Raw genomic sequence first — 18,614 nt, 5'->3', positions numbered from 1 at the left:
TTGTTAGTAATAATAACAATAAGTTAATTTTAATCTCTGCTCTTCCACGCATAGCCGATCAGATCATAAATGGAAACATAAGCAAGTGTAGCTTCATGAGTGGCCTCAAGAACTACCGGAGGTGCGCATCCTGCCTCACAAGCTTCCATCCAGCGCAGCACGCAGAGACACCAACGGTCTCCAGGCTTCAATCCCGGGAATCCATAATGTGCTACAGGTGTCATCAAATCATTTCCTCGGGAAAAAGAAAAATTCAAAAACTCTTCGGTCATAATAGCACAAACTGTGTGAGTTCCCTGATCCTCGGGTCCGGTTTCACAGCATCCGGTCCGGAAAAATCCCGTTATGGGTTCTACACTGCATGGTATCAATTCCTCGCCAAAGACATTTTTATTCATGAGAGGCCTGTTTGTCTTGAAACCCAAAAAGCCCAGTAAATCAACATGGGATGAATGACCAGCAAGCGGATCCATCCAATGAACGCAGGAACACATAATCCGTCCTGAATACAGGAGCCTATCTGCAAAAAATACCAATGCGAGGGGATAAATGCCAGCAACATGAGTACTATGCCCCAGGCGGCAAATTTTCGAGTAGGGAAAAAGAAAACCCCAAGTCCAAGTAGTATTTCAAAAATTCCCGCAGTCACATTGATAAAATCCGGATTGGGAAAAACAGGGGGTATCAAAGGAATATAAAATGAAGGTGAAATAAAATGATTGATTCCGGCCAAAGTGTAAAATACACCTAAGCCTAGAATGACCGCCTTTTTTTGCCATGTTTTCATTTTTTCCCTCTTGCCTAAAGCCATCTATTCTTCCACATCTATTCTGTTCTCATTCTTTCAAGAAAAGAAATTGGCGCCCAATGCCCCCTTTACTTTTGGTTGTTTCTTCCTGAGAAGGCCAGGTCCGGTTTTTGATCTTGGCAAATCCTGGCAGCGTCTCAGGTAATGACTTGAAATACCTTGCGTACCATATAGATCCCAAAAAACCGACTATTGTTTTGAAATCCTGACAGCTGGTCTGTTTCCGGAATTTATTTCTCTTGATCATTGGTCCAAAAAGGGATGAAATAGCCAGAAAAAAATGAAACGTTTGGGGTTAACTATAGACTAACTCTATGGGAATCACGATTACCTATTTGTAAAGATTTCTTAAGACCCTTCGCGATTCGATTTTCAATTGATAGTTTTGAACGGTGAACCAATCTCGTCCATATCCTATCCTTCGATGGGTCAGGCATCAGTACCTGACTAAGGGATTACTTTGGCTGATCGTGTTCAATTTCATCAATCTTTCTGTCAACTTCCAAGAGTCCAATATAAACTTACACCAAGTAGTGGACATGGATGATCCGATAGATACTTTGGGCGAATTGGTCTACGAATGGGCATTGGATGGGGATTGTGATGTAATTCCCGACAACGGAACCGAGCAAGAGGATAAATCCTTAAAAAAAGGAAAGGTTTGGGGAATTGCCTTTGATATCCTTGCTCCCGTATTTTATAACCAGCTAAAAAGGGAAATGGCTTTTTCAGCTCCATTTATTTTACCTTCCCGAACCTTCTTTAAAGATAGCCCTCCTCCTGATCTAAGTTGATTTTTCCGGTTTACATCTTTTAAAAATCAACTACAACAATGAAAAAACTCTTGATTCTGACCCTTTTGGGGCTTCAGAGCTTAGGATTATTGGCTCAAGAAGCCATAGATACCCTCAAAATCCAGCGTACGATTCTGGACAGCTTATTTATCGATGAAATCGAAAATGTTCCGGGATCTATTCGGCCAAAAGTCCTACATGCCGAGCCATTATACATTGATCTAATTCGGGATTTGGGTGCCCGAAAAGGAGAAAAAGAATGGAATGTGGCCATGGGAATGCAGGACAAAAGGAGATACGACGAATTTCACGCCTTAATCGAATACGAATGGGCTCCTGTAGATCGATTGGGATTCGAGGTTGAGCTCCCAATGAGTATCTACTCCTTCCGCAACGGAGGCCGAGAAGGCACCATTCCCGCCAACCGACTGGAATCACTCAAGCTGGCCTCTCAGTACACCTTTTTGGTTTCTGAGAAAAGAAATGTCTCCATGGCCTTGGGATATATTCATGAATTTGAACTGGCGGATCTCAATCGTCTCGGAAAGGACCGGGCATGGAAGGGAAACATCTATAATCCATTCTTTGTCGCTGCCAAGCGATGGGGAACCAATTATCACACCCTTGTCTATACTGGACCTAGAATACTCAGAGAATTTGACAGAGGAACGGATTTCACCTATGAAATCAATCTTAATTTTCACTACATGGTCACAGGTACCCGTAATTTTATAGGGATGGAAGTCAACCAGGAAATCCATGCGGGAACCTTGACCACAACACTAAGGCCTCAAATGCGTCTGGGGCTTGCTGAGAATCTAATGGTCGGTATTGTCTCTGCCATACCTATCGGTCAACCCGATGCAGGTTTGGGTTCTTTCGTTCGAATCATTTATGAACCTGGTTTTCGGACATTTCATTAAAAAAGGGGCGAATCGCCCCTTTTTTAATTTGATTATTGTTTGATTTTCATTTGCCACATAGCCTGTCCCGATCTTTCATCGGGAGAATGCCCTGGATAATCATTTACCTCCCGATCCGCCGCGGCGGACGTGACAAGTTGAAGCCATTCTCATGGGAATTTCATCTAATCTCTTCCAGATCATAATCTTTTCCTTTTCCCCACTGAAGGAGTTCATAAAGCGTATAATGCTCTAAAGTATCCAAATCTTTTACTTTAAAATTTTCTCCGGAAATCCGGGACATGACTTCGATTTTTCGGACTTCGCCCTGATTGACCAATTTATACACTCGCCCCACTCTCAAGTTGTCCAATGCCAAAGCCATACATTATGCTTTAGATTTGATCACAACCCCGGTTGCCTCAAAGGTAATTTCCTTTTTGGGCTCTGTAATCGCATCAACCTCTTCCTTGGACTTACCTTGATCCTCTGCAAAGTGTCTCAGCGTCTCCACATCTGTTTCAGAAAGAGTGGCTACCCCCTGAAGGACAATAGGAAAACCCTGGGAATTGGTTGGTATAAAAAACCCGTAATCTTTGAAAGTTACCCTCATCGATTGTCCATTCGGAAGCTCCATAGCAAACCAACATCCTTTTTTGGTGCACACTTCTTTGATTTCTCCACTAATCTTACCGTCAAATGTACCTTCGGCTTCTACCTTGGAAACCATTTCAGAAAGATTGCTGACATTTTTTTCTTCTATGACATCACCATAATTGCCCGGAACTATCTCGGCCTCCCCTACTACTTCATAGGTTGTTTTGGGAGAGTCAGTTGCTTGATTTTTGCAGGAAAAAATACCCAGGGTCACAGTCAGGGCGATTGGAATCAGTGTCTTTTTCATAAATAGTAGCGTTTGAAAGTCAAAAATAAACCAATTCTCAAAGGGAAAAAATTATTCAAAGCCCAACCCTAGAATTTCGAAACCTTCGAATGAAAAGGGCATCGATTTTTATTTTTTTAACGAGAAAAAACTTTTCGATTAATTCTGTCAACAAAACTTCAGATTTTTTAACAATCCTGTAATTTTACAGACTCAACGACCTATTGACCCTGCACTTATGCCTTACACCAAAAAGTTCATTATTGATTTTGACAGTACCTTTACCCAAGTAGAAGCTTTGGATATTTTAGGAGAAATAAGCCTCAAAAACGATCCCGATCAGGATTCCAAGCTTCAAGCCATCAAAGAGATCACCGATAAAGGAATGGAGGGAACCATCACCTTCCGGGAAAGTCTAGAACAACGACTGGCGATCCTTCAAGCCAATAGATCACAGATTGCTGAACTGATCGAGCGGCTAAGGCTGAAAGTCTCCAAATCCTTTGAACGGAATAAAGAATGGCTGAAAGACAACGGAAAGGATGTTTTTATCATCTCGAATGGATTTAAAGATTTCATTATTCCGATAGTGAGCGAATATGGCATTCAACGAGAAAATGTATTTGCCAATGATTTTGTCTACGATGAGAACGGAAAAATCATTGATTTCAACCGGGATAATCCGCTTTCCAAAAACAACGGAAAGGCGGAAACCATCCGTAACGTAAATTTAGAAGGTGAAATTTACGTAATTGGTGACGGATACACCGATTATGAAATCAAAGCCTCAGGCCTTGCCAATAAGTTTTACGCGTTCACAGAAAACGTCCACAGACCCAGAGTTACCAGCCAGGCAGACCATATTGCACCCAGTTTTGACGAAATTTTATACATCAACAAATTGAATACTAAATTTTCTTATCCCAAAAGCCGGATTAAAGTCCTTTTACTCGAAAATGTCCATCCTATTGGTGTAGAATTACTCAAAGAGGAAGGCTATCAGGTAGAGGTGGCCACGGGCGCCATGAGCGAGGAGGAACTCTGTGAAAAAATTAAAAATGTTTCCATCTTGGGGATTCGGTCTAAGACCAATGTAACCAAAAAAGTCCTGGACAATGCCAACCGACTCCTGGCCGTCGGAGCCTTTTGTATCGGTACCAATCAGATCGATTTGGAAGAGTGCCAAAGAAAGGGAATTGCCGTCTTCAATGCCCCATACTCCAATACCCGATCCGTGGTAGAAATGGCGATCGCGGAAATTATCTTTCTGATGAGAAGATTCCAGGACAAATCTGTAGGGATGCACCAAGGCAAGTGGGACAAATCGGCTACCGGATCATTCGAAATTCGTGGTAAAAAACTGGGAATCGTGGGATATGGAAATATCGGTGCACAGCTTTCGGTATTGGCAGAAAACCTCGGTATGAATGTGTTTTATTACGATGTGATCGAAAAATTGGCCTTGGGGAATGCCACCAAACTCAGTACCCTAGATGAACTTTTGGAAACTTGTGATGTCATTTCCCTTCACGTAGATGGCAGAAAAGACAACAAATGCCTAATCGATCAGGAGAAAATCAAAAAAATGAAGCCCGGGGCAATTTTGGTCAATCTCAGCCGGGGACATGTGGTGGATATTCCAGCACTCAGGGACGCCATCCTATCCGGTCATTTGGCCGGCTGTGCGGTAGATGTGTTTCCAGAAGAGCCAAAAAACAATAAGGAACCGTTTGAATCAGAACTGAAAGGATTGCCTAATACGATTCTTACTCCTCATATCGGAGGAAGCACTTTGGAAGCCCAGGAAAACATCGCCCGATTTGTCCCAGGAAAAATTATGGAGTACATCAATACCGGAAACACCTACAATTCGGTCAACTTCCCAAACATCCAGCTTCCCTTCTTAAAAGATGCCCACCGCTTGATTCATATCCACCACAACGAACCCGGAGTATTGGCAAAAATCAACCAGGTTTTGGCAGGATATAATATCAACATTGTCGGGCAATACCTGAAAACCAACGAGAAAATCGGATATGTAATCACGGATATCGACAAGGTCTATGAAGCAGATGCCATTGAGGCCCTCAAAAATATTCCGGGGACCATCCGGTTCAGAACGCTTTATTAACTTATTAACCTCCTAAAATGAAAGCCCCGGGATGACTCTCGGGGCTTTTGATTTTCTATCTGCCTTCGTACAACTCTTTGTAATACTCCTGATAGGAACCACTGGTTACATGATCCAGCCAATCCTGATTGGCCAAGTACCAGTCGATAGTCAGGTCTATCCCTTCCTCGAATTGCAGGCTGGGCTCCCATCCCAATTCTTTTTGGATTTTGGTTGCATCTATCGCATAGCGATGGTCATGGCCGGCACGATCTTGAACGAAAGTGATCAGCTTTTCGGATGTTCCTTTCTCTCGTCCGAGTTTTTCATCCATCTTTTTACATAGGAGTCGGACGATATCGATATTTTTCCACTCGTTGAACCCTCCGATGTTATACGTTTCTCCCGGCTTTCCCTGATGAAATACAGTATCGATCGCTCTTGCGTGATCTTTGACAAATAGCCAATCACGGACATTTTCCCCTTTGCCATAGACAGGAAGTGGCTTCAAGTTTTTGATATTGTTGATACAAAGGGGAATCAGTTTTTCCGGAAAATGATTGGGGCCGTAGTTATTGGAGCAATTGGAAACTACAGTTTTCATTTTATAGGTATTGGCGTAGGCTCTGACAAAGTGATCCGAGGCCGCTTTGGAAGCTGAGTAAGGGGATTGCGGATCATATGGCGTAGTTTCCAGAAAAAACCCTCCATCGTGGAGCGAACCATACACTTCATCAGTGGACACATGATAAAACAAGTGTAAGCCCAATTCTCCTTCCCAAGCTTTCTTGGCAGCGTTGAGCAGATTGACCGTTCCAAAGACATTTGTTTTGACAAAAGCCAATGGATCGGAGATCGACCGATCTACGTGAGATTCCGCAGCAAGATGAATAACATCTGAGATTCCATGCCTGTCAAAAACCTCTTCCAGGGCATCGGAATCTTGGATATCTACTTTTTCAAAAAAGTAATTGGGCTCGTGCTGTACTTCCTTGAGGTTTTCCAAGTTGCCCGCATAGGTCAACGCATCGAGATTCACGATTTTATAGTGAGGATATTTCTCGACAAAAAGTTTGACCACATGACTGCCGATAAAACCGGCTCCGCCTGTAATTAAAATTGATTTAGACATTTGTTGTTTTGTAATAGCTTAAATACCAATCAGTGAACGCCTTCACTCCTTTTTCAATGGAAGTGGAAGGCTTATACCCCGTATCTCTTACCAGATCTTCTACATCTGCATGAGATGCAGGGACGTCACCGGGCTGAAGCGGAAGCAATTCCATTTTTGCTTCTTTATTCAGCCCTTTTTCGATCGCATGAATGTAATCCATCAATAATACCGGAGAAGAATTGCCAATATTGTAAATTTTGTAGGGAACCCTGGAGCTTCCTGGATCCGGATTTTGACCGTCAAAATCAGGATTGGGTCTGGCAGGTCGATCTGCGACCTTGACCACACCCTGAACAATGTCTTCGATATAGGTAAAATCCCGTTTCATCTTTCCATAGTTGAATACTTGTATCGGCTCACCTTTTAAAATTGCCTCCGTAAACAGAAAAAGGGCCATATCGGGTCTTCCCCAAGGGCCATATACAGTGAAAAACCGCAAGCCTGTAGTGGGAATTCCAAACAGATGGCTGTAAGTATGGGCCATCAGCTCGTTGGATTTTTTGGATGCAGCGTAAAGAGAAATGGGATGATCTACACTGTGAGAAGTGGAGAACGGCATTTTTTCATTGGCTCCATATACTGAGCTGGAACTTGCATAAACCAAATGCTTGACCGGATAGAATCGGCAACATTCCAGAATATTCAAAAAGGCCATGATATTGCTCTGAATATAGACCTCCGGATGAGTCAGGGAATACCTTACTCCGGCCTGGGCCGCGAGGTGGATGACCATATCAAATTTTTCTTCCTTAAACAGGTCCATTAAAGGTTCCTTTTCCACTAGATCCAATTGAATAAACCGGTACTTGGGATTGGTCTCTGATTGGACAAGTTTGCCTTTTTGGATTTTATCCTTTGAAATCCCCCGATACTCTAATCTGGAATACTTGAGGTTGATATCGTAATAATCATTGATCACATCCAGTCCAACTACTTCATCTCCCCGATCGATAAGAAATTGGGCCACATGGAACCCGATAAATCCGGCTGTGCCGGTTACGAGAAATTTCATAAAGAAAACTTCAACATTTGGTTTGAGGCCAAATATACGCTATTCCCCCATTTCGGCAGCTTTTAAAAGCCGCTGATAGTTGTTAAAAATTTCTTGATGGACGCGACTTCTTTCGAAGTTGGACAACACATAGTGGTAGAGGTTTTCCGCATATTGTGCCATTTTATCCCTTTTTACGAAAGCAAATTCCAAAGCTTCTCTTAAAACAGCTGCATCTTTCACCGGAAAAATCAGACCTGTTTTTTGTTGGGTAATGAGATCTGTGTTGCCGATAATGTCCGAGCAAATGACAGGAACTTGCATGGCCCCGGCCTCCAATAACACATTGGGAAATCCCTCTCGATGAGAGGCATGAACCAAGACATCTGCCAAAGCCAAATAATGTGGTACATGATCCGTCCAATCAATCTGGATGATTTTTGGATGTTCCCGAATGGTCTGAATAGTCTCTTGGGAAATCGGATTCAATTGCTGTTCAAATTCACCCAAGAGCACCAATTTTGACATTCCTACGATCTTTGAATTAGTAAATGCAGAGACCAGTTCTTCGATTCCTTTGTCCTTAACCAATCTCCCTACGGCTAAAATGATAAAATCATCCTCACCGGGCATAATCCTCATGGTAGCTGCTACCAAGTGGTTTTCTTTGAGCGAAGCACGGTTGAATTTGGTCAGATCAACACCGTTTGAGGAGCCTTGTCCGATCAATTTTAGTTTGAGTTCATTGGTCAAGCCCTGTTTCAATACAAATTTGAACAAGCCTTGGGAGTTGGGCCACACTTCGGTCGCATTGGCATAGGTCCACTTTTCGACGTTTTCTAACAGCCCTTTTTTACGCCCCTCGGCAGCCATTGCGGGAATTCCTGCCAAGGTATGCAGCCGAATTTTGACTCCAGCAAGATTTGCAGCAACCATCCCCAACAATCCTGCTTTGGGGGTGTGGGTGTGAACAATATCCGGTTTTTCGCTTCTGAAAAGTTGATAGAGCCTCCATAGGCATTTTAAGTCATTCCAGGGAGTAATCATCCTGGTGAAGGGTACCACTTCGTGCCTGACCCCCTCACTCTTGACTACTTGAGAAATCTCCCTTCCATCCGCACTTACCATGATCACTTCCCAACCTTGTGCTTTCATAAACTTCATCTGTCCTGTCAGTAGAAGTTTGAGGGAAAGGGGAACGGTGGTGATTCGAATCAGCTTGGGCATCTAACAAAAATTAGGATTGCAAATGTATGGCTTTTGAGGCAAAGCTAGCTTTCAATTTGCAATCCACAGGCCAAAACCTATTTTACGTTAGGAATTTGCCTTTTTAAAACTTAATCCCCTTCCTCCAATTCGAAAATATCCTCCAGCCTAGCCCCAAATTCCCGGGCAATTTTCAAGGCCAACACGGTCGAGGGCACATATTTCCCTGCCTCAATGGAATTAATGGTTTGTCGGCTGACTTGCACTTTTTCCGCCAAGTCCTGCTGGGTCATATCTTTCTTGGCCCGTTCTACTTTTATGGAATTTTTCATCGGTTAAGCCAATTTCAAGGATTTACGGTCCCGATTCAAAACCCAGCGAAACCGAGCAATAAAGATCAATTGAATGGTAAACATATTGTAACCCATGAATTCCAGATATCCAAACCCATAAAAAATCAAGGTTCCAATGATTAATATAAAAGTGTTGGCATAACAAGCGATCAAAAGAGAATCCAATCGGATTTTCTGGATGTATTCATCTTCTTCTTTTTCCCGGGAAAATGCAATCAAGAAAAGGGAAATAAATACTCCCATCAAAGCCAACTCATTGGTGAAATTTTCTTTGGAGTCCTCAAAAAGAGCCCCTTCCCGAAACTCCAATTCCAACCAGGCAAAATTGAAGTCAAAGTAATTGTTGGCGAAAAGCAAGGCAGCAAAAGGTAGAATAAAAATCCAACCCAATAGCTGATAGCGGTGCGGCAGTAGAATCTTGGTAAGCATGGCAGTTTAGGTTTAGTCTTCTTTGTTGGATAGGTATTTCTGATATTGAAATGCTCCATAGATATAGCAATTGAGCAGAAAAAGAATCAGGTAGGCAGTGAACATCTCTGAAGTGATCCGGTCAAACCTCAGGTAATTGATTATCATAAGTGCCCCAATACCCCAAATCAGCCAAAAAAAGCCTGTCTGAAATGCCTGAAGTCTGAAACTCCGGATCATCTCATCCTCCACTTTTTCTCTGGTAAGGTTCAATATTCCAAAACCAATCGCCCAGAACGCATAAATAACCTGTGCGGAATCATTGGGGTCAATAGTTGGATTGACAAAGGCCATCCCGATCACCATAAAGACCGGTAAGGGAAAAAACACATCGCCCAGCTTTTTCCATCCGGGAGAAAGCAGGGGAACATTTAAAATTGAATTCTTTTCCATAAGTAATGTTTGTTTTCCTAAATGTAAAACAAACTTTACTTTATGTCAAAATATTTTTGCAATTTTTTTCATTAATTACTCGGCCTATTCAGTGAATGAACAATTTGATGGCCTTTCAATCTGTCAAAAGGCTGTTGATTTGATTACCTTTAATCAATCAAACCTGTTTAAAATCGATTTTCATGATATCCAAAGTAAAAATTGCCATTATCGGATGCGGAAACCTAGGTGCTTCGATAGCCAATGGACTGCTGATGAGAGGTGACTTTGATCCAAAAAACCTCACCCTTACCAAGCGAAATACTTCAAGCCTTTCGGAATTTGAAGCAAAAGGAGTGCACGTCCATACCGATAATGTTGCTGCGGCAAAGTACTCCGACCTGATTTTGCTGGGTGTTAAACCCTTCAATGTGACTCACATTTTGAAGGAGATAAACCCCGTATTGAATCCTGATAAACAGGTGATCATCTCTCTTGCAACCGGAGTTTCTTTAAAAGAAATGTATGAAGTTCTGGACTCGAAAACGGTCGTTTTCCGAGCAATGCCAAACATTGCCGCAGATATTCAGGAATCCATCACCTGCATTTGCCACGAACAGGCGAATCCCTATCAAGTAGAAATGATCAAAGAATTGTTTGATTCCATCGGGTTTACCATTTCCATTGATGAAAACCTGATGGAGGCAGCGACCGTGTTGGGAGCCTGTGGCATAGCATATGTCCTAAGATTTATGCGTGCCATGATTCAGGGAGGTATTCAAATAGGATTTGATTCAGTTACGGCAAGTAAAATTGTGAATCAAACAGTCAAAGGAGCAGCCGAATTGATGATTCAAAAAAACATTCACCCAGAGGCCGCCATTGACAAGGTGACTACTCCAAAAGGATGTACCATCGTAGGATTAAATGAGATGGAACACCAGGGATTCAGCTCGGCTATGGTCCGAGGAGTAATCGCCAGTTATGAAAAAATTGGAAAATAACTACAAAATCACCCCTATTCAGATGCCTGCTCGAAATGAGCAGGCTTTTTTTTTATTTTTTTTTTCAGACCAAAAACCCGCATCCTGAAGCCTAAAAACGATTTCGAAAATAACCACATCAATAAAATCTATCTTTATATTAAAATATTACAATAAGATAAAAAAAGAATAAATTTAGAATTGTTTTTCTTTTGAATCTTTTCATTAGTTTTGTCTCGGGTGATAAACAACTTTTGCTAATTCTTTTTCAAAGAAGCGACTTTTAAAGGAAGGACTGTTTGGTAACTTTTTCTCCTTCCTTTTCTCTTGAATTAATTTTCTGCTCATAAAAAAAGCCTTCTGAAAAAATCAGAAGGCTTTTGATTGATCAGACCAAACGATTTCAATCAAACAGTTCTGCCAGTTTATTTTCCAGACTTGGACCTCTCAAATCCTTGGCAATAATTTTCCCATCAGGGTCAATCATGTAAGTGGCTGGAATGGCCTCAATTTTATAAAGCTCAGCCGCAGCAGAGTTGAAATACTTCAGATCCGAAACATGAGTCCAAGTCAGTTGATCATCAGCGATGGCTTTCACCCAATCCTCCTTGGTTCGGTCGAGAGACACCCCAAAGACCTCAAATCCTTTGCTTTTGTACTGATTGTACAATCTTACCACATTGGGATTTTCTTGACGACAAGGCTTACACCAAGCTGCCCAAAAATCAATCAGCACATATTTTCCTCTTAAATCCGATAGCTTAACCATATTTCCATTGGGATCGGGAAGCTCAATATCCGGGGCCACCTGACCCACAGAAAGAGCCCTCATTTCATCCAATTGCTGTTTCATCTGCATAATGGATGTGGTACCGGGATAATTTTCATTAAGTCTGGAAACCAATTCATCGATAAATGGAAAGTCATTTTTTGGATTGAGTAACCCGATAGCTGCCAGAGATGCAAAAGAATCTCCCATGCTGTTAATCATTTCTTTGACTTTTTCGGCTTGCTGAGATTCCAGAGTCATCGCCTCCATCTGTATCCGTTTGATTGATTCCGTATCGTTTTTGCTCATGGCTTCATAATACTGCTCATTTAACGCGTTCACGGTTAGCTGGTACTCTTCCATAAGTTTTTCGAGCTTCAGCATCTCTTTGGAATCTGAAGATCCTTCGATTTTCAAGCTGCCTGGGTCGGAGAAATTAAAATTCACCTCCACATTTTCCTTAAAAAGCGCCAACTTCACCGCACGCTGACCATAAAGATTCAACTCATAAAAGGTCGGTGTATTCACCTCCAAATCATAAGTAAACTCTCCTTTTCCATTAACCTCCAAGGTGTCTAATACCTTTGGCCTGCTGTCGGTATACTGAGTCAAAATGACCAATCCCTGAGGGGCATTTTCGATTTTTCCGGTGATCAGAACTTTGCCTTCTGTGGCAGTTTCACTTCCTCCACAGGAGAAAAAAGCCGTAACGGCCAAGACCCATACTCCTATCATAGATTTTTTCATAAGATTACTTTTCCAATAACTCGGTTAATATTTTCGTGGCCACTTTAGGGTCTGCTTTTCCATGAGATTTTTTCATCACTTCTCCCATAAACATTCCGATCAGGCCTTTCTTTCCTGATTTATATTCGGCAACCTTCTTGGTGTTTTCACTCAAAACCTGTTCAACGATTGGTTTGAGTGAATCCGCATCGCTTTCCTGAATCAAGTTGAGGCGTTTGGCAACCTCCAAGGGCGACTCTGAGGCGGATTTGACCAATTCGGGATAAATCTTTTGGGAAGCCGCAGTAAACGAAACCTTTCCTTCATCAATCAAGTCAATCAGGTCCGCCAAAGTTTGGGGTTTAATTGGGAAATCATTGATATGAAGCGCATATTCGTTCAGCAATGACTTGATGGGACCCATTACCCAGTTAGAAGCCGCTTTATAGTTAGTCGTTTTTAAACAAAGCTCTTCAAACCAAAGCGCAATTTCCTTCGCCTCAGTCAGAAAACTTGCATCATAAGAAGGCAGTCCATACACATCCATGAATTTATGATACAATTCCTTGGGAAGAGCAGGCATTTGACTTTTGATCGAATGGAGCCACTCTTCGGAAATTACCACCGGACTCAGATCTGGTTCCGGGAAGTATCGATAATCGTTCAGATCCTCTTTAGTTCGCATGCTCGTGGAAGTACCAGTCGTAGGATCATAGGTTCGGGTTTCAGAAACAATTGGCTCACCGGCCTCGATCAATTCCACTTGCCTCTCAAACTCATGATCGATCGCACGGGCCACATTTCGAAAGGAATTCATGTTTTTGATTTCCACTTTCTTTCCATATTCCGAAGCCCCCTTGAGCATGATGGATACGTTGGCATCGCATCGCAAAGACCCCTCTTCCATATTTCCGTCACAGATATCGAGGTACTTGACGAGTTTTTTGATCTCTGCCAAAAACGCATAGGCTTCCTCAGAAGTGCGAATATCAGGCTCCGTTACAATCTCAACCAACGGAGTACCTGCCCGGTTAAAATCGACCAAGGTATCCGTTTCTCCCGCGAGATGAATCGATTTCCCGGCATCTTCTTCCATGTGGACCCGATTGAGTCTGATTTCCTTTTCGGTCCCATCCGGCAAAATGATCGGAACCACACCTCCCACACAGATCGGACCCTTGTCTTGCGTGATCTGATAACCTTTGGGAAGATCGGGATAGAAGTAATTTTTTCGTGAAAAAATGTTGGTTCTGGTAATCTCCGAATTACAGGCCAAGCCCATTTTTACGGCATACTCAATGACCTTTTTGTTTAATTTGGGCAAGGTGCCGGGATGTCCCAATGTAATCACAGAAACCTGCCTATTGGGTAGATTCCCAAACTCTGTTGAGTCTGAGGCAAATATTTTACTCGCAGTCAATAGCTGGGCATGAACTTCCAGTCCGACTACCAACTGATATTTACTCTTGATTTCTTCGCTTAACATTGCATGGACTTTCAGCGATTATAAAAACATTTCTTTAGCCTTCAAGACCACTTTCTCCAAACCGGCCAAATCCTTTCCACCTGCGGTAGCAAAGAAAGCCTGACCTCCTCCTCCACCTTGGATTTCTTTGGCCAAATCCCTAACCAACTGACCTGCATTCCAACCTTTTGAAACGACCAGGCCGTCTTCCAAGATCACGGCAATCTGCGGTTTATCTTCAATCTTGGCGGCCAACACTACCAAAGCATTCGTCACTTCATTTTTTAACTCATAGGCCAATTTTTTCAAGGAATCGGCATTCGGAAGCTCCACCTGTGCAATCAGAATATTCACTCCCTCTTTTTCTACAAACTGATTCAATAATTGGTTTTTCACTCCAGAAGCCTTCTCCAAATGGAAGCTTTCGATTTCCTTTTTCAGTTCATTTCGCTCCAGAATCAGCGACTCCACCGCCTTTTTCAAGTCTCTTGGGTTTTTCAGCAATTCCTGAAGTTCCTTCAACAAGGCCTCTTGCTCACGCAAATACGTCTCGGCTGCTTTGGAAGTAATCGCCTCAATTCTTCTGACTCCTGATGAAATTGAGCCTTCGGATGTAATCTTGAAAAGTCCGATCTGACCCGTAGACGGCACATGGGTACCTCCACAAAGCTCAACGGAAAAATCTTTATCAAAGGTAATGACACGGACAAAGTCACCGTATTTTTCACCGAAAAGTGCGGTAGCACCCATTTTTTTGGCTTCTTCGATCGGCACATTCCGCTGCTCTACCAGCGAAATATTCTCTCGAATCTTCGCATTGACGATATCCTCCACCTTTGAGATTTCTTCGTCTGTCATTTTACCAAAGTGAGAAAAGTCGAATCGAAGCAGGTTTTCATTGACCAAAGAACCCCGCTGCTGGATATGATCGCCCAATACAGCTTTCAAAGCAGATTGCAGCAAGTGGGTAGCCGTGTGGTTATTCATGGTCAGCTGTCGCTTTTCCCGGTCAACTTCGGCAGAAAATCGTTTCTCCGGGTTTGAAGGAAGCTTTTCCACAAAATGAACAATCAAGTCATTTTCTTTTTTGGTATCCATTACCCGAATCTTTTCTGAATCAGAAATCAACCAACCGGTATCCCCTACCTGCCCGCCGCTTTCGGCATAGAAAGGCGTCTTGTCCAATACCAATTGGTATCGATCTCCTTTTTTATCGGTGATGGTTCGGTGCTTGACGATATGGGAGTAGGTCTCTGTAAAATCGTAACCGATAAACTCCACGCCTGTATCTTCACTGACAAATACCCAATCCCCTGTCTCCTGTTCGGAAGCAGCCCGCGAGCGGGTCTTTTGCTTTTCCATCTCCTCTCCAAAGCCCTTTTCATCTACTGAGAATCCATTTTCTCTGGCGATCAAGGAGGTCAGATCCAAGGGGAAACCGTAGGTATCATACAGTTCAAAGGCAGTTTTGCCGGCTATCACCTGGTCACCTTTGGCATGGAGTTCTGCTTTGATAGACTCCAGCATCTTGAGGCCATTATCCAATGTCCTCAAGAAAGAAGCCTCTTCCTCCTGAATCACCTTGGAGATAAATTCCTGCTGAGCCCTAACCTCAGGGAAGACCTCTCCGAAATATTGCGCAATCAAAGGCGTCAGTTCATACAAAAACGGCTGATGGAAGCCTAAAAAAGTATAGCCATAGCGAACCGCTCTTCTCAGGATTCTCCGGATGACGTACCCGGCTTTATTGTTGGAAGGAATCTGACCGTCAGCGATGGTAAACGAAATCGCGCGGATATGATCCACAATCACCCGGAATGCGATATCAGTCGGCTCGTCTTTTCCATAGGTTTTGCCTGACTTCACTTCCAAAGCCTTGATAAAAGGACCGAAAAGATCGGTATCGTAGTTGGAAGATTTCATCTGGATTGCACGGACCAAACGCTCAAAGCCCATTCCGGTATCCACATGCTTGGCAGGAAGTTCTTTCAGACTTCCGTCAGCCAAGCGGTTAAATTGCATGAACACCAAATTCCAGATTTCGATCACTTGAGGATGGTCATTGTTGACCAAATCCCGACCGGGGACAGCAGCTCGCTCGGCTTCCGATCTCAGGTCCACGTGGATTTCAGAGCAAGGACCACAGGGTCCGGTATCGCCCATTTCCCAGAAATTATCCTTCTTGGAACCCATGATGATTCGATCCTCGGCGACAATTCCTTTCCAAAGGTCAAAGGCCTCCTGATCTTTTTCGAGCTTATCCCCTTCATCTCCTTGAAATACAGAAACATACAAACGGTCTTTTGGAAGTTTGTAGACTTCGGTCAGGAGTTCCCAAGCCCATTCGATGGCTTCTTTTTTGAAATAATCTCCAAAGGACCAGTTGCCCAACATTTCAAACATGGTGTGGTGATAGGTATCCACGCCGACCTCTTCCAGGTCGTTGTGCTTACCGCTGACGCGAAGGCATTTTTGTGAATTGGCTACTCGGGAATATTTGGCGATCTCGTTGCCGAGAAAAGCGTCTTTGAATTGATTCATCCCCGCGTTTGTAAACATGAGCGTCGGGTCGTTTTTGACCACGATGGGGGAAGAAGGAACGTACTGATGCTGTTTGGATTGGAAAAACTCGATGAAGGTACTCCGGATTTTCTTGGCTTCCATGGAAGGTCTGAGGTGCAGTTTAGGTAAAATCTTATTCCAGCCCATGATTTGGGCATTTTTTATCGGGTGACAAAATTAACAGAATTGGCGGGCTTATGAGCAAATGAATCAGGAATTTGAAGTCCGAGTCCAAACAGCTCCTGATCAGGCAAAATGATCAACAAGGAAGATATTTTAGAGTTTGATCGGGTTATTTTTCCTTTTCCTGCTTTTTGAAATACTTCCTGAAGAGAAAATTGCGCTTCAAGGCTTCCATATTTTGATTGAAATTGTAGGTGCTGCTTTCGACATTCTGCATGGTCCGCTGCATTTGAGCTTTGAATACCGAATCAGATAAAATCATCCCAGCCGTGCCCTGCCCGGATTCTACTTGAGCAAGTACCTCCCGAACACTTTTCATCACCAAGGCCGCATCCGCTCCGGCCTGTTCCAACTGCCTCAATGAATTATCAAGTCGGGCAGCGCTGACGGTATCAGTAAAAAGTTTGTTTACCATACCGTCTCCTTCCCTCAGCGTGCGGATCATATCTCGGCCTTCTTTCGCCAACTGAGAGGCATTAGCACCCGCGTTCCGAAATTCGACCACAGAAGATTTGATTTCCGAAGAAAGGGTTGGATCGGAGAGAAGATTCCAAAATGCCTCACTCTGATTCAGCTTTTCAGTGATTTCAGCTAGGTTAGCCAACGTTTTTTCCAAGTATTCTCCTGAGGTCTCCAGCTTACCCATCAAGGCCTCTGCGTTCATTTGTGGCAAAGAATACAGGATATCTCCTTTTTCAATTGGAGAGGAAGTTCCTTCCTGAGGATGGATTTGAATGATTTTATTGCCCATTAAGCCATCTGAGTTGATTGTGGTCAAGGCGTTTTTTTGGATGTAGGGCACCATGGATTTGTGGATCAGCATCCGCACATGTATAGTGGAGTCATTCCACATTTCGATATCCTTGACCGTTCCAATATCCATTCCTTTGAATCGGACGTTATTCCCCGGCAAAAGTCCGTTTACTTCCGTTACCTCGGCGATCACGATAAGGGATGAACCAAAGATGTTCTGATTTTTCCCGATCATATAAAGGGAAAAAACCAGGAAAATCAGACCCGCCATGACCATGGCTCCAAGCTTGGTATTGGCTATTTTTTTATCATCCTTCATAATCCTTCGAAAAACTCGCTGACTTTGGGATCTTCGAGTCGGGTTAATTTTTCAAATGTGTCACAGGCATAATTTTTCCCATCGATCAGCATGATGATTCGATTGGCAGTGAGCTTGATGCAGTTCATATCATGGGAAATAATGATCGCAGAGGATTTATATTTTTTCTGAATTTTCAGTATCAATTCGCTGATTTCCCTTCCGGTTATCGGGTCCAGGCCAGTGGTGGGTTCATCATACAGGATCACCTTGGGCTTGAGAATCAGTGTCCGGGCAAGAGCAATCCGCTTTCTCATTCCTCCCGAAAGTTCGGCGGGCATCATGTCAATCGTATGAGCCAAACCCACATCTTCCAATGCCTCTTTCACAGCCTCCTCTGCCCGCTCTTTTCTTTCCTCTTCAGTCCAATGTCTTCGTAGCGGAAACTCCAGATTTTGACGCACCGTCATGGAATCATACAGGGCATTGCTTTGAAAAAGAAAGCCTACATCCTTTCTGAGCAGGTCCATTTCATCTTGGTCTAAATCAGAAATATCTTTTCCCAGAACCACAATTTTTCCCGCATCAGGTTCGATCAGTCGGATGATACATTTGATCAATACCGATTTTCCCGAACCGGACTTTCCGAGAATCACCAAATTCTCCTCTTCCCGTAGAGAAAGAGAGAAGTCATTCAACACATGGTTTTTACCAAATGATTGTATCCCTCCGACCAATCCCATATTGCAGAAAAAGTGATTTTTATTTGGGGCGGTATTTGGGCCAGTTGGATGGCAGGAGTTGGTAGAGGTTT

Annotated in this window: 19 protein-coding genes; 4 read left to right on the top strand and 15 right to left on the bottom strand. The window is 43.1% G+C overall.

Going from position 1 to position 18,614, the window contains the following annotated elements:
- Positions 1–29: 29 nt before the first annotated feature.
- Positions 30–398 carry a DUF2237 family protein gene (locus tag CLV31_RS15495; protein ID WP_111393823.1) on the bottom strand — a complete coding sequence of 123 codons (369 nt, stop codon included), beginning with the start codon at positions 396–398 and terminating at the stop codon, positions 30–32.
- On the bottom strand, positions 395–787 hold the full coding sequence (locus tag CLV31_RS15490) for a DoxX family protein (protein WP_111393924.1): 393 nt from the start codon (positions 785–787) through the stop codon (positions 395–397). The genes CLV31_RS15495 and CLV31_RS15490 overlap by 4 nt, the downstream gene beginning before the upstream one ends.
- 413 nt (positions 788–1,200) lie before the next feature.
- Here CLV31_RS15490 and CLV31_RS15480 point away from each other — a divergent pair, with 413 nt between their 5' ends.
- Entirely contained in the window at positions 1,201–1,602 is a 402-nt protein-coding gene (locus tag CLV31_RS15480; protein WP_111393821.1) for a hypothetical protein, read from the top strand.
- Between the two features lie 38 nt (positions 1,603–1,640).
- Positions 1,641–2,525, top strand: coding sequence for an HAEPLYID family protein (locus CLV31_RS15475; protein WP_111393820.1), 885 nt, complete (start codon positions 1,641–1,643; stop codon positions 2,523–2,525).
- Positions 2,526–2,685: 160 nt separating this feature from the next.
- Here CLV31_RS15475 and CLV31_RS15470 read toward each other — a convergent pair whose 3' ends face one another.
- Complete coding sequence (locus CLV31_RS15470; RefSeq protein WP_111393819.1) at positions 2,686–2,889, bottom strand: hypothetical protein; 204 nt, start codon at positions 2,887–2,889, stop codon at positions 2,686–2,688.
- Positions 2,890–2,892: 3 nt separating this feature from the next.
- Complete coding sequence (locus tag CLV31_RS15465) at positions 2,893–3,408, bottom strand: DUF4920 domain-containing protein (RefSeq protein ID WP_111393818.1); 516 nt, start codon at positions 3,406–3,408, stop codon at positions 2,893–2,895.
- Positions 3,409–3,625: 217 nt separating this feature from the next.
- Between CLV31_RS15465 and serA the strand changes: the two genes are divergently transcribed.
- Positions 3,626–5,518, top strand: a complete 1,893-nt coding sequence (serA, locus tag CLV31_RS15460) for a phosphoglycerate dehydrogenase (RefSeq protein ID WP_111393817.1) — start codon at positions 3,626–3,628, stop codon at positions 5,516–5,518.
- A 55-nt stretch (positions 5,519–5,573) separates the two neighbouring features.
- Here serA and rfbB read toward each other — a convergent pair whose 3' ends face one another.
- The 6 genes from rfbB to CLV31_RS15430 form a co-directional block, all read right to left on the bottom strand.
- Positions 5,574–6,629, bottom strand: a complete 1,056-nt coding sequence (gene rfbB / locus CLV31_RS15455; RefSeq protein ID WP_111393816.1) for a dTDP-glucose 4,6-dehydratase — start codon at positions 6,627–6,629, stop codon at positions 5,574–5,576.
- Entirely contained in the window at positions 6,622–7,683 is a 1,062-nt protein-coding gene (locus tag CLV31_RS15450) for an NAD-dependent epimerase (RefSeq protein WP_111393815.1), read from the bottom strand. Before CLV31_RS15450 ends, rfbB begins: the two co-directional genes overlap by 8 nt.
- A 39-nt stretch (positions 7,684–7,722) precedes the next feature.
- The gene (locus tag CLV31_RS15445) at positions 7,723–8,889 is read right to left on the bottom strand and encodes a glycosyltransferase family 4 protein (RefSeq protein WP_111393814.1); all 1,167 of its coding nucleotides are present in this window, start codon (positions 8,887–8,889) and stop codon (positions 7,723–7,725) included.
- A gap of 110 nt (positions 8,890–8,999) precedes the next feature.
- Positions 9,000–9,200 (bottom strand): helix-turn-helix transcriptional regulator, encoded by a 201-nt coding sequence (locus CLV31_RS15440; RefSeq protein WP_111393813.1) that lies wholly within the window; start codon positions 9,198–9,200, stop codon positions 9,000–9,002.
- 3 nt (positions 9,201–9,203) lie between these two features.
- Entirely contained in the window at positions 9,204–9,650 is a 447-nt protein-coding gene (locus tag CLV31_RS15435) for a hypothetical protein (protein ID WP_111393812.1), read from the bottom strand.
- Between the two features lie 12 nt (positions 9,651–9,662).
- On the bottom strand, positions 9,663–10,082 hold the full coding sequence (locus tag CLV31_RS15430; RefSeq protein WP_111393811.1) for a hypothetical protein: 420 nt from the start codon (positions 10,080–10,082) through the stop codon (positions 9,663–9,665).
- A 182-nt stretch (positions 10,083–10,264) separates the two neighbouring features.
- On the opposite strand from CLV31_RS15430, the gene proC reads away from it, so the two are divergent.
- On the top strand, positions 10,265–11,065 hold the full coding sequence (gene proC, locus CLV31_RS15425; RefSeq protein WP_111393810.1) for a pyrroline-5-carboxylate reductase: 801 nt from the start codon (positions 10,265–10,267) through the stop codon (positions 11,063–11,065).
- A gap of 382 nt (positions 11,066–11,447) precedes the next feature.
- Here the strand turns inward: proC and CLV31_RS15420 are convergent, their stop codons facing one another.
- The 5 genes from CLV31_RS15420 to CLV31_RS15400 all read right to left on the bottom strand — a co-directional run bounded on the left by CLV31_RS15420 (position 11,448) and on the right by CLV31_RS15400 (position 18,543).
- Entirely contained in the window at positions 11,448–12,560 is a 1,113-nt protein-coding gene (locus CLV31_RS15420) for a TlpA disulfide reductase family protein (RefSeq protein ID WP_111393809.1), read from the bottom strand.
- Positions 12,561–12,564: 4 nt separating this feature from the next.
- On the bottom strand, positions 12,565–14,025 hold the full coding sequence (gatB, locus tag CLV31_RS15415; RefSeq protein WP_111393808.1) for an Asp-tRNA(Asn)/Glu-tRNA(Gln) amidotransferase subunit GatB: 1,461 nt from the start codon (positions 14,023–14,025) through the stop codon (positions 12,565–12,567).
- An 18-nt stretch (positions 14,026–14,043) separates the two neighbouring features.
- Positions 14,044–16,668, bottom strand: coding sequence for an alanine--tRNA ligase (gene alaS, locus CLV31_RS15410; protein WP_111393923.1), 2,625 nt, complete (start codon positions 16,666–16,668; stop codon positions 14,044–14,046).
- Positions 16,669–16,858: 190 nt separating this feature from the next.
- Positions 16,859–17,821 (bottom strand): MlaD family protein, encoded by a 963-nt coding sequence (locus tag CLV31_RS15405; protein WP_111393807.1) that lies wholly within the window; start codon positions 17,819–17,821, stop codon positions 16,859–16,861.
- Entirely contained in the window at positions 17,818–18,543 is a 726-nt protein-coding gene (locus CLV31_RS15400; protein ID WP_111393806.1) for an ABC transporter ATP-binding protein, read from the bottom strand. Before CLV31_RS15400 ends, CLV31_RS15405 begins: the two co-directional genes overlap by 4 nt.
- Positions 18,544–18,614: the final 71 nt, after the last annotated feature.

The sequence above is a fragment of the Algoriphagus aquaeductus genome (genome assembly GCF_003253485.1).
GTDB lineage: Bacteria > Bacteroidota > Bacteroidia > Cytophagales > Cyclobacteriaceae > Algoriphagus > Algoriphagus aquaeductus.
Note: the sequence above shows the minus strand (reverse complement) of the source record. Positions and strands in the feature narration are given on the sequence as shown.